At 61.6% G+C, this 13,324-nt stretch carries 12 protein-coding genes and 1 tRNA gene; 7 read left to right on the top strand and 6 right to left on the bottom strand.

Translation table 11 applies throughout. The features are described 5' to 3' along the window. The first annotated feature begins 205 nt into the window (after positions 1–205). Positions 206–574 (top strand): response regulator, encoded by a 369-nt coding sequence (locus tag EB230_RS11030; RefSeq protein WP_056578130.1) that lies wholly within the window; start codon positions 206–208, stop codon positions 572–574. 190 nt (positions 575–764) lie between these two features. Here the strand turns inward: EB230_RS11030 and ctrA are convergent, their stop codons facing one another. Next, the gene (gene ctrA / locus EB230_RS11025; RefSeq protein WP_006203583.1) at positions 765–1,460 is read right to left on the bottom strand and encodes a cell cycle two-component system response regulator CtrA; all 696 of its coding nucleotides are present in this window, start codon (positions 1,458–1,460) and stop codon (positions 765–767) included. A gap of 451 nt (positions 1,461–1,911) precedes the next feature. Here ctrA and EB230_RS11020 point away from each other — a divergent pair, with 451 nt between their 5' ends. Further along, on the top strand, positions 1,912–2,289 hold the full coding sequence (locus EB230_RS11020) for a hypothetical protein (protein WP_056578132.1): 378 nt from the start codon (positions 1,912–1,914) through the stop codon (positions 2,287–2,289). 116 nt (positions 2,290–2,405) lie between these two features. Here the strand turns inward: EB230_RS11020 and EB230_RS11015 are convergent, their stop codons facing one another. After that, complete coding sequence (locus EB230_RS11015) at positions 2,406–2,804, bottom strand: helix-turn-helix domain-containing protein (RefSeq protein WP_056578134.1); 399 nt, start codon at positions 2,802–2,804, stop codon at positions 2,406–2,408. Positions 2,805–2,893: 89 nt separating this feature from the next. Between EB230_RS11015 and EB230_RS11010 the strand changes: the two genes are divergently transcribed. Beyond that, positions 2,894–3,820 carry an NADP-dependent oxidoreductase gene (locus tag EB230_RS11010; RefSeq protein ID WP_056578136.1) on the top strand — a complete coding sequence of 309 codons (927 nt, stop codon included), beginning with the start codon at positions 2,894–2,896 and terminating at the stop codon, positions 3,818–3,820. 84 nt (positions 3,821–3,904) lie between these two features. Here EB230_RS11010 and EB230_RS11005 read toward each other — a convergent pair whose 3' ends face one another. Beyond that, positions 3,905–4,180: a DUF1153 domain-containing protein gene (locus EB230_RS11005; RefSeq protein ID WP_006203587.1), complete on the bottom strand. Its 276-nt coding sequence runs from the start codon at positions 4,178–4,180 to the stop codon at positions 3,905–3,907. Between the two features lie 287 nt (positions 4,181–4,467). Between EB230_RS11005 and mnmA the strand changes: the two genes are divergently transcribed. After that, complete coding sequence (gene mnmA / locus EB230_RS11000; RefSeq protein ID WP_056578138.1) at positions 4,468–5,658, top strand: tRNA 2-thiouridine(34) synthase MnmA; 1,191 nt, start codon at positions 4,468–4,470, stop codon at positions 5,656–5,658. 15 nt (positions 5,659–5,673) lie between these two features. On the opposite strand, the gene EB230_RS10995 is transcribed toward mnmA, so the two are convergent. Continuing rightward, positions 5,674–6,639 (bottom strand): Gfo/Idh/MocA family oxidoreductase, encoded by a 966-nt coding sequence (locus tag EB230_RS10995; RefSeq protein ID WP_056578140.1) that lies wholly within the window; start codon positions 6,637–6,639, stop codon positions 5,674–5,676. 241 nt (positions 6,640–6,880) lie between these two features. On the opposite strand from EB230_RS10995, the gene EB230_RS10990 reads away from it, so the two are divergent. Next, positions 6,881–6,957: transfer RNA gene (locus EB230_RS10990), tRNA-Met, on the top strand. 130 nt (positions 6,958–7,087) lie between these two features. On the opposite strand, the gene EB230_RS10985 is transcribed toward EB230_RS10990, so the two are convergent. Both EB230_RS10985 and EB230_RS10980 read right to left on the bottom strand, forming a co-directional pair. Continuing rightward, positions 7,088–10,198 carry an efflux RND transporter permease subunit gene (locus EB230_RS10985; RefSeq protein WP_056578142.1) on the bottom strand — a complete coding sequence of 1,037 codons (3,111 nt, stop codon included), beginning with the start codon at positions 10,196–10,198 and terminating at the stop codon, positions 7,088–7,090. Continuing rightward, entirely contained in the window at positions 10,198–11,307 is a 1,110-nt protein-coding gene (locus tag EB230_RS10980) for an efflux RND transporter periplasmic adaptor subunit (protein WP_056578378.1), read from the bottom strand. The genes EB230_RS10985 and EB230_RS10980 overlap by 1 nt, the downstream gene beginning before the upstream one ends. An 84-nt stretch (positions 11,308–11,391) precedes the next feature. Here EB230_RS10980 and EB230_RS10975 point away from each other — a divergent pair, with 84 nt between their 5' ends. Beyond that, a complete protein-coding gene (locus EB230_RS10975) occupies positions 11,392–11,970 on the top strand; it encodes a TetR/AcrR family transcriptional regulator (RefSeq protein ID WP_056578144.1) in 579 nt (192 codons plus the stop codon). Positions 11,971–12,016: 46 nt separating this feature from the next. After that, a complete protein-coding gene (gene fabF, locus EB230_RS10970; protein ID WP_056578146.1) occupies positions 12,017–13,315 on the top strand; it encodes a beta-ketoacyl-ACP synthase II in 1,299 nt (432 codons plus the stop codon). Positions 13,316–13,324: the final 9 nt, after the last annotated feature.

Raw genomic sequence — 13,324 nt, 5'->3', positions numbered from 1 at the left:
CGGCAGAGCAAAGTATTTCAGCACCGTAATATTGTCGTGATGGCTCGGCTGGAAGCGCCAGCGAAGCATCCGCAAAGAAAAGCGCCTCATCCGCATCTTTGCAAAAATTTTACCCAATGGCTTTCCGGGTTCTTTACCAGATTGGTCTAGGGTGCGCAGCAGATGCCCGCACGACCGGATTGCCCAAGGGCAAAGAGGACCCGGAATGAAACGCTGCATGTTCGTCGACGATTCAAGCGTCATCAGGAAAGTTGCAAAACGCATCCTGGGCGGTTCCGACATGATGGTCATCGAAGCGGCCAGCGGGCTTGATGCGCTGGAGATGTGCGCCGCCGACATGCCCGACATCATCGTCGTCGACGGCGCCCTGCCGGACGTCCAGGCGGTCGACCTCATCCGCCGCGTACGCGCCATGGAGAGCCCGATAAAGCCGCAGATCCTGATCTCGCTGGTCGAACTCGACATCGCGTCGATCATGCGAGCCAAGCGCGCGGGCGCCCAGGGTTATCTCCTGAAGCCGTTCAATCGCCCGCAGCTGCTCGAGCGCTTTCGCACCCTGAAGATCGCAGCCTGAGACGCCGGAACGTTTCGCCGTTTCACGGAAACGCCGAACCGCCCTATCTCATTTTTTGCGCGAAGTTCTGGACGGAAAACCGTGTCACGCTTTTCCTGGAATTGCTCTGGCAGCCCACCGTCATTGCGGCCGCTGACGCAAAAACCCGGCTGAAGCCGGGTTTTATTGAAGATGACAATAGTCGGGCGGCTCACGCGCTGACGCGGATGTCCTCGGGTTCGCGCAGCACATAGCCGCGGCCCCAGACCGTCTCGATGTAGTTCTGGCCGCCGGACGCGGCGTCGAGCTTCTTGCGCAGCTTGCAGATGAAGACGTCGATGATCTTCAGCTCCGGCTCGTCCATGCCGCCATAGAGATGGTTGAGGAACATTTCCTTGGTGAGCGTGGTGCCCTTGCGCAGCGAGAGCAGTTCCAGCATCTGGTATTCCTTGCCGGTCAGGTGCACGCGCTGGCCGCCGACCTCAACGGTCTTGGCGTCGAGGTTGACCACCAGGTCACCGGTGGTGATGACCGACTGGGCGTGGCCCTTGGAGCGCCGCACGATGGCGTGGATGCGCGCCACCAGCTCGTCCTTGTGGAACGGCTTGGTCATGTAGTCGTCGGCACCGAAGCCCAGGCCGCGGACCTTGTCCTCGATGCCGGCCATGCCGGAGAGGATGAGGATAGGCGTCTTCACCTTGGAGAGACGAAGCGTTCTCAAGACCTCGTAGCCGGACATGTCGGGCAGGTTGAGATCGAGAAGGATGATGTCGTAATCGTAAAGTTTGCCCAGATCGACACCCTCTTCGCCGAGGTCCGTCGTATAGACATTGAAACTTTCCGATTTCAGCATCAGTTCGATGCTTTGTGCGGTTGCACTGTCATCTTCTATCAGCAGAACACGCATTTCATTCCCCTTTTCTGCTGCCGGACCATTTCACGACCCGTCCTGCCCCGGAGCAGTGGTTGCCTTGTGCAGAGGCTGCCATCGAATGGTTAACAAAACCTAATTTCCCGTCCATGACGGTATCAGATTTTTTAACCCCTTTCTACACCCTCTTGAATCTAATAACGAATCCCAGACCCAAATTCCTAATGCAACACATTAATAACCTGGACTAAGCGACTCCAGGGACTCATCGACGCGCCTTCGCTTCGGCGACCGGAATTTTTACCCGGCCTTAAGCCCTGACCCGTATGATTAACAATGCCCGTAAACGAATGGTTACCGCCGGCAAAAAACTTTAGGGTTTTGTTTCCTATAGTCCGGGGAAAGCCGGTGGACACGGGCAACGCCTGGGCGTTTCCAGGTGGTTTGGACGATATGTGCGGGTGTGCGTTTCCGGGAGTACCGAATCATGAAGTCACGTGAAAACCTCGTTCGGCTGAAACAGTTTCAGGTGAATGAGAAGCGGCGGCAGCTGCTGCAACTCGACATGATGATCGCCGAGTTCGAACGCATGGCCGTCGAACTGGAGCTTCAAATCACCGCCGAGGAAAAGAAAGCCGGCATCACCGACATCAATCATTTCGCCTATCCGACCTTCGCCAAGGCGGCGCGCTTGCGCCGCGACAACCTCAGAAATTCGCAAAGCGACCTCGCACAACAGCGAAGCGCTGCCGAATCACTACTCGGCGAAGCTGAAGCGGAGCTTTCCAAGGCCGAAATGCTGGAATCGCGTGACACCAAGATTCGCGAAGCCGAGACCGGCGGCCGCAGCGCCATGATCGGTTGAACAGGCCGGGACTGTCGGCGTGTAGCTGGAGCAATTCCAGGAAAGTGTCTGGCGGCTTTCCGTCCGGAATTGCGTAAAAGCAGAAAGAATGCGGTTTCCGGGAAACGGCGAGCTGCCTAGGCGGCCCATTCCCCTGCATTTACAGCAATCGCCTTGGCTCGCGCATCCTTGATGTCTGGCGCATGCTGTTCCGCCCAGGCCCTGATCTGGGTGAGCAGTCCCGCCAGGTTCTGGCCGAGTTCGGTCAATTCATATTCGACGCGCGGCGGAATGACCGGGAAGATTTCACGCCGCACCAGCCCGTCACGCTCCAGCACGCGCAACGTCTGCGTCAGCATCTTGGGCGTGATGCCTTCGAGCTTGCGGGCAAGCTCGCCATTGCGCAGCCGGCCTTTGCGCAGCGCGCACACCACCAAGTAGACCCATTTGCTGGCCAGCATCTCCAGCACGGTGTGCGACGGACATGTCCGCCGGAACGCGTCATAACCGAAGGGGGAGTTATCTTCACTATCCATAAGGTACCTATATATCAAAAAGGTACATACTGGACAAGAGAATATTACTATCCAAATGATAGCGGCAGCAACCAAGCAGGAGACCTCCCATGCGTGCCGTTATCCAGACTTCCGTTGGCGGACCCGACGTCCTTGTCATTGCCGATCAGCCCGACCCCACCGCAAAGCCCGGTGAAGTGCTGGTCCGCGTCAAGGCCGCCGGCATCAACCCGGTCGATGGCGCCGTGCGCGCCGGCTACTATCCGCTGCTTGGCGAACCTCCCTTCATCCTCGGCTGGGATATTTCGGGAACGGTCGAGGCGCTGGGGGCCGGCGTCACCGATCTCAAGATCGGCGACGAGGTATTCGGCATGCCGCGTTTCCCCAAGCAGGCGGCGGCCTACGCCGAACTGACCGCTGTGCCAGCCGATGAAATCGCGCTGAAGCCGAAGGCGGCGGACCACATCCAGGCGGGCGCATTGCCGCTGGCCGGCCTGACCGCCTGGCAAGGCCTTGTCCGCCATGGCGCATTGAAGCCGGGCCAGCGTGTGCTGGTGCATGCGGGCGCCGGCGGCGTCGGTCATCTGGCGGTGCAGATCGCCAAGGCGCGCGGCGCTTATGTCGTCGCCACCGCCAGCCCGAACAAGCTCGATTTCGTCCGCGAGCTCGGCGTCGACGAGGTCATCGACTACACACAAGGCGATTTTACCAACCGGATCAACGACATCGATCTGGTGCTGGACCCGATGGGCGGCGAGCACGCCGAACTCTCTTTGAAGGTCATCAGGAATGGCGGTGTGCTGGTGTCCTTGCTGAACCTGAACGACACCACCAGGGCACTGGCCAGCGCGCGCGATATCCGGGTCGAGCGCATGTCCGTCGTGCCTGACCGAAAAGGCCTTGTGGAGCTTGGTCGGTTGATCGACGCGAACAAGCTTGCCGTTCACGTAGCAAGGAGCTTTCCACTCGAAGAGGCCGGTGCCGCTCACGCGTTTCTCGCCACCAGGCCGATCGGCAAGGTGGCGCTGACGGTCTGATTGCGGGAAATTGCCTCGGGACGAAGGCCCTGCAAAAGCAAAAGGGCGCGGAGTGCCGCGCCCTTTGACTGTGCCAGGCCGGCTCTAATGCCGGTATTGCTGGATGCGCGTGGTGCGCAGCCCGGCAAGGCCATATTCGTCGATCGACGCCTGCCAGGACAGGAATTCCTCGGTGGTCAGCTTGTAGCGCTGGCATGCCTCTTCAAGGCTCAAAAGCCCGCCGCGCACCGCCGCGACCACTTCCGCCTTGCGCCGGATAACCCAGCGACGCGTGTTCGTCGGCGGCAGGTCGGCAATCGTAAGAGGGCTGCCGTCAGGCCCAATAACATACTTGACTCTAGGTCTAACCAGATCGGTCATCGTACTCTCTACAAAAAACTCAAAGACCCAATCCCCGCCACGTTACCGCCACAGCTTTAAAAATTGCCTAAGCAGACCCTAATGACTAGGTAAGGATCGTGAACGGCGCGTTAGTCTTTTCGCAGGCATTTGAAACATCGGGCTCGAAGCCTTGAATTGGTTGGGAAAAATCCGACGGATGGCGGATCGACCGCAATCCGTGAATCGGCCTGCAAGCTGGCGTCGTGGGAAAGCTTGACCTATATTCTCGACATTGGCATTCAGACGCCGCGCAGAATGAAAGCATCATGAACAGTCTCGACCTTCCCGGACGTCCCGAAAACACCCGCATCGTCGTCGCCATGTCGGGCGGCGTGGATTCGTCCGTGGTCGCCGGCCTGTTGAAGCGCGAGGGCTATGATGTTGTCGGCGTCACCTTGCAGCTTTACGACCACGGCGCGGCAACGCATCGGGCCGGCTCTTGCTGCGCCGGACAGGATATCGACGATGCCCGTCGCGTCTCTGAGACGCTGGGCATCCCGCATTATGTGCTCGACTACGAAGAGCGTTTCCGCAAGGCGGTCATCGACCCCTTCGCCGAGAGCTACGTCGCCGGCGAAACCCCCATTCCCTGCGTCTCCTGTAACCAGACGGTGAAGTTCGCCGATCTCCTGGCCACCGCCAAGGAGCTTGGCGCCGACGCGCTCGCCACCGGCCACTATATCCGCTCCGGCGCCAACGGTGCCCACCGCGCGCTCTACCGGCCGGTCGATGCCGACCGCGACCAGAGCTATTTCCTGTTCGCCACCACGCAGGCGCAGATCGACTATCTGCGCTTTCCCCTGGGCGGCCTTTCGAAGCCGCAGGTTCGCGCGATTGCCGAGGAGATGGGGCTGACGGTGGCCGCCAAGCAGGACAGCCAGGACATCTGCTTCGTGCCGCAGGGCAAATATTCCGATATCATCGCCAAGCTGAAGCCGTCCGCCGCCAATCCGGGCGACATCGTTCACATCGATGGCCGAGTGCTCGGCCGCCATGAAGGCATCCTGCGTTACACGATCGGCCAGCGCCGCGGCATCGGCATCGCGTCGGGCGAACCGCTCTATGTCGTCCATCTCGACGCCGAACGGGCCCGCGTCGTGGTCGGCCCGCGCGAGGCGCTGGAGACGCACAAGATCTATCTGCGCAACATGAACTGGCTTGGCGACGGTCCGCTCGCCAATGTGCCCGCCGGCGGCATCGAACTGTTCGCCAAGGTGCGCTCCACCAGGCCGCCGCGTCCAGCGGTGCTGCGCCATGAGGCAGGCGTGACATCAGTCGAATTGGCGGACGGCGAATCCGGCATCGCGCCCGGACAGGCCTGCGTGCTCTATTCCGATGACGGCAACGAAGCCCGCATCTTCGGCGGCGGTTTCATCGAGCGCTCCGAGCGGGGCGCCGAGGCCGAGGCCATGCTGACGAAGCTGGCGGCAAGGCCGGCGCGAATTCCCGCCGAATAGACGGCCGGCGCCTTCTCAGTCTTTCGATTTGGTGTGGGTGACGGTGCCCGCCGTCAGGATGCGCAGCACCCTGATCGCTTCCTCGCCGCTGGTGCGGGGTTCGGCGCGCGTCTCGATGCAGTGGATGAAATGCTCCAGCTCGCGCGTCAGCGGCATGCCTTGCGCGACCGCGACATAGGATGGCTCGTTGGTGGTGAACGCCCATTGGCCGCTGTCCTGCCAGACCGCGTGGCGGTACACGGCAAGCTTGCGCTCCCACGGCTCGACATCGTCGAACACCGCCATCGCCTTGGTGCCGACCACGGTCAGCCGCCGCTCGCGGTAGGGATTGAGCCGCGAGGTGAAAAGATGGCTGCGCAGGCCGTTGGGAAAGCGCATGTGCAGATGCGCGAAGTCGCTGAGATTGTCGAGGAGGGCGGCGCCCTCGCCGCGTACCTCGATCGGCTCGGTGCCGGTGATGGCCAGGATCATCGACAAATCATGCGGCGCCAGATCCCACAGCGCATCGTTCTCGGTGTGGAACTTGCCAAGGCCAAGCCGGTGCGAATGTATGTAGCGGACCTCGCCGAGCTCGCCATTGTCGATCAGCCCTTTCAGCGTCTCGAAGGCGGGATGGAAACGCAGGACATGGCCGACCATGAAGACGCGGCCATTGTCCTTGGCCGCCTGCACCGCACGCTCGGCATCCGCCACCGTCAGCGCGATCGGCTTTTCCACCAGCAGGTCCTTGCCGCTTTCAGCGGCGCGCACGGAAAGGTCGGCATGGAACTGCGGCGGCAAGGCCATGACGATGGCGTCGATGTCGTCCCGGCCGAACAACTGGTCGGGCTCGATCGCCAGGCAATCCTGTTCGCTGGCAAAGCCTTCGGCTCGCGCCCGGTTGGCGTCGGAAACCGCGTACAGCGCGCCAAGCGCCTTGAGGGTGCGGATATGGTTGCTGCCCCAGTATCCGCAACCGAGGACTGCAATGCGCGGCTTCATCTGTTTCAAACTCTAAAAACTCGTGGCCGAGACATAGCGACGTGCCCCTTCGAACTCAACCCCGGCGGTTGCAACCAAATGTCCACGCGGCAAAGCTTTTTTCGGCAATGAGAATATGCTGCGATATGGAATGCTTCGAAGCTTGACAGGCTCGCCCTCCCAACCTTATATCCGCGCGACCTTGGCGAACGCCTCGAAATGCCTTTCGATTTAAGGCGGATTTCGGGCCTTTCGCCGCCCTGGCGGGGTAGCTCAGTTGGTTAGAGCACGGGAATCATAATCCTGGGGTCGGGGGTTCAAGTCCCTCTCCCGCTACCATTTGGTCAACAAGATCAATCAGTTACATGAAAATCCGCTACCGCCAGCCACACTGATTACTCTCACTCACATCGACGCCGCGAACCCGCCAGTCGCCCCGTGCAGACAAATGAGGCTCGACAACAGTGCCCTACTCGGCAGCCATTGCTAGCCGCTGTTCCGGTTCCTCTTTCGAAGCCTCCTGGATCTCATCCGCGGTCGGCTTGATCCGGAACCACGCGATGTAGAGCGCGGGAAGGAAGAGCAGGATTAACACCGTGCCGGCCGCTGTTCCGCCGATCAGCGTATAGGCCATTGAACCCCAGAAAACGGAGTGCGTGAGGGGGATGAAGGCCAGCACGGCTGCAAGTGCTGTCAGGATGACGGGCCGTGTGCGTTGCACCGTGGCCTCGATGACAGCGTGATAGTCATCAATGCCGGCAACACGGTTTTCCTTGATCTGTTCGGTCAGGATCAGCGTATTGCGCATCAGGATGCCAGCCAGTCCTATCATGCCCAGAATGGCGTTGAACCCGAAGGGCTGGTTGAAGATGAGCAGCATCGGCACGACGCCGACAAGGCCAAGCGGCGCCGTCAGCATGACCATGAACATCGTCGAGAAGGATCGCACCTGCAGCATGATGACGATCAACATGGCGGCTATCATAGCTGGGAAGACCTTGCCTAGCGCGGTGTTGGCCTTTTCAGCCTCCTCGATCGATCCGCCCATTTCGATGCGATAGCCGGCCGGAAGGGACGCGATCAGCGGCTGAAGGGCCTTCATGATCTGCTTGGAGACCTCGGGAGGCTGGCTCGCCTCATTGATGTCCGCGCGGATCGTTACAACGGGCATGCGGTCGCGGCGCTTCAGGATTGGCTCCTCCTGACGGATTTCCGAATGCCCGATCTGGTCGAGCGGAATCGAGCGGCCATCTCGGCTAACGAGTGAGAAATCCGCCAGACGTGCCGGATCCAGCCGTTCGCCGCCGGCGCTGCGCGCCACGATGGGGACATTGCGAATGTCCTCGCGGACCTGGGTAACGGGGATGCCGGTGAGAAGGAATTGCAGTTGCTGAGCCACCTCCGCCGACGAGAGGCCGATGAGGTTCAGTCGATCCTGATCCGGGACAAAGCGAAGCACGGGCGTGCGATTGCCCCAATCGCGGTTGGCCTGTCGCACGTCCGGGACGCCCCGCATGATGTCGAGGGCCTTTTCGGAAATGCTGTAGAGTTGTGTGGCATCGGGTCCCATGACCCGGAACTCGACCGGGAACGGCGTATAGGGACCGAACACGAGCTGCGTAACGCGGACATACGCCTCGGGTGCAAGCCCCTGCGCCACCGCCTCTCGGAGCCGGTTCTTCAACGCCTCACGCGCCTCGGCGTCCGGGGTCAGCACGACGATCTTGGCGAAAGCGGGATCGGGAAGTTCCGGCGCCATTGCGAAGAAGAAGCGCGGAGCGCCCTGACCGACATAGCTCGTGACGATCTTGGCCTCGGGCTGTCTGTCCAGCCAATGTTCGAGCTTCTCGACCGCGGCGGTCGTTGTCTCGATGCTACCACCTTCCGGCAGGCGAACCTCCACCAGCACTTCGGGGCGATCGGACGTCGGGAAGAACTGCTGTTTGACGGCGCCCATCCCGATGACGGAAAGCGCGAAGGCGATGCCAACGATACCACAGGTTACGAATTTATGGCGCACGGCAAACGTGATGGCCCGCCGTAAACGTCGATAATTGCGCGTGTCGTAAATAGCGTGGTGACCGCCTTCGACCGGTTTGATCGCCGGCAGCATCTTGACACCGAGATAGGGCGTAAAGACCACCGCGACGATCCAGGAAACGATGAGGGCGAACCCCACCACCCAGAAGATGTTGCCGGCGTATTCGCCCGCCGTCGAGCGCGCAAAACCCACCGGCACGAAACCGGCGATCGTCACCAGCGTTCCAGACAGCATCGGCGCCGCAGTGTGGCTCCATGCATAGGCCGCCGCCTTGATGCGGTCCATGCCCTCTTCCATCTTCACCACCATCACCTCGATGGCGATGATGGCGTCGTCCACGAGAAGACCAAGCGCCAGGATGAGGGCGCCGAGCGTGATGCGATCGAAGAACCGGCCGGTTTCCAGCATGATGAGGAACACGACGGCAAGTGTCAGAGGAACGGCAGCCGCTACGACGATCCCGACGCGCCAGCCCATGCTGAGCAGGCTGATCAGCAGCACGACGCCGAGCGCCATAGCGAACTTCAACATGAACTCGTCGACCGCCGAAGTGATGTTGACGGCTTGGTCGCTTACCTTGTCGAGCGTCATACCAAGCGGCAGGGTCTGTACGATCGCGGCAGTCTTGTCTTCTAGCGCCTTGCCGAGCGCGCGACCATCCCAGCCTTCCTGCATAACCGCTGCAAGCATGATGGTGGGCTCCCCCTGACGGCGGATGAGGTAGGTGGGAGGGTCTTCGTAGCCGCGGCTGACGTAGGCAATGTCGGAGAGCTTCAGCGTTCGACCCCCAGCGACAATCGGCGTGTCCGCGATCGCCTGAACGCTGTGATAGGCGCCGTCGACCCGAATGAGGAGGCGTGGCCCCAGGGTATCGATCGAGCCTGCGGGCGTGACGGTGTTCTGCCGCTGCAAGGCAGCGGCGATGTCCTGTGCCGACACGCCAAGGGTTGCCAGTTTGGCGTAGGAAAACTCGACGAATATCTGTTCGGGACGTTCACCAAGGATGTTGATCTTCTTAACGCCTGGCACGTGCAGGAGGTCCTGGCGGATTACCTCCGCCTGCCTCGCCAGTTCCCGCATCGGCATGCCTTTGGCCTTCAGCGCATAAAGGGCGAAGCTCACATCCGAATACTCATCGTCCACGAAGGGGCCGAAGACGCCGGGCGGCAGGTTGGGGGCCTCGTCGCCGAGCTTCTTGCGAGCCTGGTAGAACTCCTCCTGCACGACGGATGACGGTGTGCTGTCCTTCAGCGTGACCGTCATATACGCGTAACCTGGCCGTGTCGTCGTCTCCACCCGGTCGTACCAGGTCAGTTCCTGAAGCCGCTTCTCCAACGGTTCGGCAACGAGGTCCTGCATCTCTCGCGCCGTCGCGCCCGGCCACGCCGTCGTAACCGTCATGGTTTTGATGGTGAAGTTCGGGTCCTCCGCCCGGCCGAGCATGAGGAAGGCGTAGGCACCGGCAGCCACCAGCAAGAGGATGAAGAACAGCGTGACCGCGCGTTCGCGAACGGCGATCGCGGAAAGATTGAAGCTCATCAGTTGCTCCCGCTTTCGGACTCGGTCCGGACGCGAGCGCCTTCCTGGAGGAGGTGGGCGCCGAGCGACACAATGGGAACGTTGGAGTTCAATCCGGAGATCACAGCGGTTTCGCTGGTTACACGAACAAGCTGGACGGGCTGAAAGTGTACGGTCGAGGTGGCGCTGTCCAGCACCCAAACGCCGGTCTTGCGGCCGTCATCAAGCACGGCTCCCAGTGGCACCTGGACCTCTGGCTGTTTCATCTGGCTTGCGAGCCGAATGGTTACCGTCGCGCCAAGCGGTGCTGCGGCAGCCTCACCGTCGAGCACATAGCGGGCCTCAAACGTTCGGGTCTGGGCATCGGCCGAGTCCGACAACTGCCGCAAATGCGCTGAGTAACGACGCTCATTGCCGGCGTACACGCTGGCTTCGGCCACCGAGCCGATCGCCGGTCGGATCGTTTCGGGAAGTGCGACGACTGCTTCGCGAGGGCCGGCCTTCGCGGTCCGGATCACTGGCTGGCCGGCAGCGACGACCTGCCCCGGCTCGCCAAGCGTTTCAACCACCGTTCCATCCGCATCCGCTAACAGGACTGCATAGGCCGCCTCGTTCTCGGCAACCCGTGCATCGGCTTCGGCGGCGGCAAGTTGCGCTTGGGCTGTATCCATCGCAGCCTTCGCCTGCTCGTAGCGCTGCGGTGTCACCCACCCACTGCCAAGCAAACTGGCGTATCGCCGTTCATCAGGCTGTGTCTGAGCGACTGTTGCTCGCGCTGCGGCAACGGCATTGCGTTTCGCCGACAGCGCAAGGCCCAGGTCGGTATCGTCAATCCGCATCAGCGGCTGACCGGCTTTGACCTCCTGACCGACGTCCACCAACCGTTCCACGATCTTGCCGGGAACGCGAAAGCCGAGATTGCTCTGCACCCTTGCCGCGATAATCCCGGTGAAGCCACGTTCCGATTCGGTGACGGGCGCTGCCGACACAAGCCTGACGAATGGTGCTTCCTGCCTTGGGTCGGTCACCAACGGAGCTTCCCGCGCAGGAGTGGCAAGCGTGGCGAATGCCGCCGCCCATGATATCGCGGTCAGGGTCGATCCCAATACTACAACGGTTCTCTTTTTCACATCCATCGCCTCATCTCGAAATAGATTGCATTCGACCGCTATACTGATTATAGATTACGAACGCAATCAAAAAGGAGAGCGATCATGCGAGTAAGCCGAGTTCAAGCTGCGGAAAACCGCGAGACCGTCATCAATGTGGCAAGCCGGCTTTTTCGCGAGTGTGGCTTTGACGGCATCGGCCTCAAGGATCTGATGAAGGGTGCCGGCCTGACGCAGGGCGCCTTTTACAAGCAATTCGCGTCAAAGGAGGACTTGGCGGCGCAGGCGTCCAGGCGGGCGATGGAGAGCGCCACCCACAGGTGGTCGGCGGCAACTGCGGCAAACCCTGAGAATCCGCTCGACGCAGTGATCTCATTCTATCTCAGCATGGATCATCGCGGAGAGAGGATGGACGGCTGCCCGGTCGTTGCGCTTGGCTCGGATGCCGCCAGACAGGGCGCCGAGGTGAAAGCGTCATTCGAGGCCGGCATCGGGGAATACCTTGAAATGCTCGGCAGTTGGGTTGGCGGGGCCGACAATGATGAGGCCGGCGGCAAGGCCATGGCCATTCTCTCGACGATGGTCGGCGCGGTGCTCCTATCGCGGGTCGTCAACGACCCCAACCTCGCGCAGGCCTTTCTGGATTCGGCAATCGATCGGATCCGCGAAGCAGTCGCCGCTTGAACGGCGTCGGCAGCGCTGTCCGCGCACCAAAGTGACAGGAGAATAGATGCGACGGGTTGTTGTTACAGGCATGGGGACCGTCACGCCCCTTGCCGCCAGTGTCGAAGCGTCATGGTCGCGCCTGCTGGCCGGGCGTTCGGGTATCCGTAGGCTTCCGGACGATGTGGTGCGAGACCTGCCGTCGAAGATCGGCGGCGTGGTGCCCTCCCTGGAAGAAGATCCGGACGCCGGTTTCGATCCCGATGTCATCCTGTCTGCGAAGGATCAGCGCAAGGTGGATCGGTTCATTCTCTTTGCGCTGGCTGCCGCAGAGGAGGCGCTTGCACAGGCGAAATGGAAGCCTGCCTTGGAGACGGATCGCCTGCGCACGGCAACGGTCATCGCTTCGGGGGTCGGCGGGTTCCCCGCCATCACAGAAGCCGTGCGTACGGTCGACCTGCGTGGCGCCCGCCGCCTGTCCCCTTTCACGGTGCCGTCCTTCCTGGTGAACCTCGCAGCAGGCCAGATCTCAATCCGTCATGGCTTCAAAGGTCCGCTCGGCGCGCCAGTGACGGCGTGCGCGGCCGGCATCCAGGCGATCGGCGACGCCGCCCGTCTCATCCGCGCGAACGAGGCTGATATTGCCGTGTGCGGGGGAACGGAAGCATGCATGAACATAGTCAGTCTCGGTGGGTTTGCTGCGGCACGCTCTCTTTCAACCGGCTTCAATTGGGGGCCGGCTCAAGCCTCGCGTCCCTTCGACATATCGCGGGACGGCTTCGTCATGGGCGAAGGAGCCGGCGTGCTGGTCATCGAGGCGTTGAGCCACGCGCTGGCGCGCGGCGCAACACCGCTCGCCGAACTCGTCGGCTACGGCACGACGGCGGATGCCCACCACGTCACTTCTGGCCCCGAGGACGGCGGCGGTGCGCGCCGGGCCATGGAGATCGCGATTGCCCAGGCAGGGATTTCGGCGCGCGAGGTTCGTCATCTCAATGCGCATGCGACCTCCACGCCAGTCGGTGACCTGGGTGAAATCGAAGCGATCAAGAGCGTATTCGGGCGCGATTTCGCGATAGCTGTCAGCGCAACGAAATCGGCGACCGGACACCTGCTGGGTGCGGCCGGCGGGCTTGGTGCCATTTTCGCGATCCTAGCGCTCCGGGACCAGGTGGCACCACCGACACTCAATCTGAGCGCTCCCGATCCGGCTGCGAACGGCATCGACTTCGTCGCAAACGAGCCCCGGCCAATGGAGATGGAATACGCGATCTCCAATGGCTTCGGCTTTGGCGGCGTGAATGCCAGCGCCTTGTTCAGGCGCTGGACCGCCCCGGCGGCCCGACGCGAGGGCCAGGGGCGCTAATGATTGGCA

This window comes from Mesorhizobium sp. NZP2234, from assembly GCF_013170765.1.
Lineage (GTDB): Bacteria > Pseudomonadota > Alphaproteobacteria > Rhizobiales > Rhizobiaceae > Mesorhizobium > Mesorhizobium loti_D.
The sequence above is the reverse complement of the archived record's forward strand: the minus strand, read 5'-3'. Positions and strand labels throughout refer to the sequence as shown.

What these genes read in the sequence shown, in the direction of transcription:
- EB230_RS10995 (WP_056578140.1), bottom strand. Translation starts at nt 6,639, where the DNA reads ATGAAGCCGCGCATTGCAGTCCTCGGTTGCGGATACTGGGGCAGCAAC.
- EB230_RS10985 (WP_056578142.1), bottom strand. Translation starts at nt 10,198, where the DNA reads ATGAGCTTCAATCTTTCCGCGATCGCCGTTCGCGAACGCGCGGTCACG.
- mnmA (WP_056578138.1), top strand. Translation starts at nt 4,468, where the DNA reads ATGAACAGTCTCGACCTTCCCGGACGTCCCGAAAACACCCGCATCGTC.
- fabF (WP_056578146.1), top strand. Translation starts at nt 12,017, where the DNA reads ATGCGACGGGTTGTTGTTACAGGCATGGGGACCGTCACGCCCCTTGCC.
- EB230_RS11015 (WP_056578134.1), bottom strand. Translation starts at nt 2,804, where the DNA reads ATGGATAGTGAAGATAACTCCCCCTTCGGTTATGACGCGTTCCGGCGG.
- EB230_RS11020 (WP_056578132.1), top strand. Translation starts at nt 1,912, where the DNA reads ATGAAGTCACGTGAAAACCTCGTTCGGCTGAAACAGTTTCAGGTGAAT.
- EB230_RS11030 (WP_056578130.1), top strand. Translation starts at nt 206, where the DNA reads ATGAAACGCTGCATGTTCGTCGACGATTCAAGCGTCATCAGGAAAGTT.
- ctrA (WP_006203583.1), bottom strand. Translation starts at nt 1,460, where the DNA reads ATGCGTGTTCTGCTGATAGAAGATGACAGTGCAACCGCACAAAGCATC.
- EB230_RS10975 (WP_056578144.1), top strand. Translation starts at nt 11,392, where the DNA reads ATGCGAGTAAGCCGAGTTCAAGCTGCGGAAAACCGCGAGACCGTCATC.
- EB230_RS11005 (WP_006203587.1), bottom strand. Translation starts at nt 4,180, where the DNA reads ATGACCGATCTGGTTAGACCTAGAGTCAAGTATGTTATTGGGCCTGAC.
- EB230_RS11010 (WP_056578136.1), top strand. Translation starts at nt 2,894, where the DNA reads ATGCGTGCCGTTATCCAGACTTCCGTTGGCGGACCCGACGTCCTTGTC.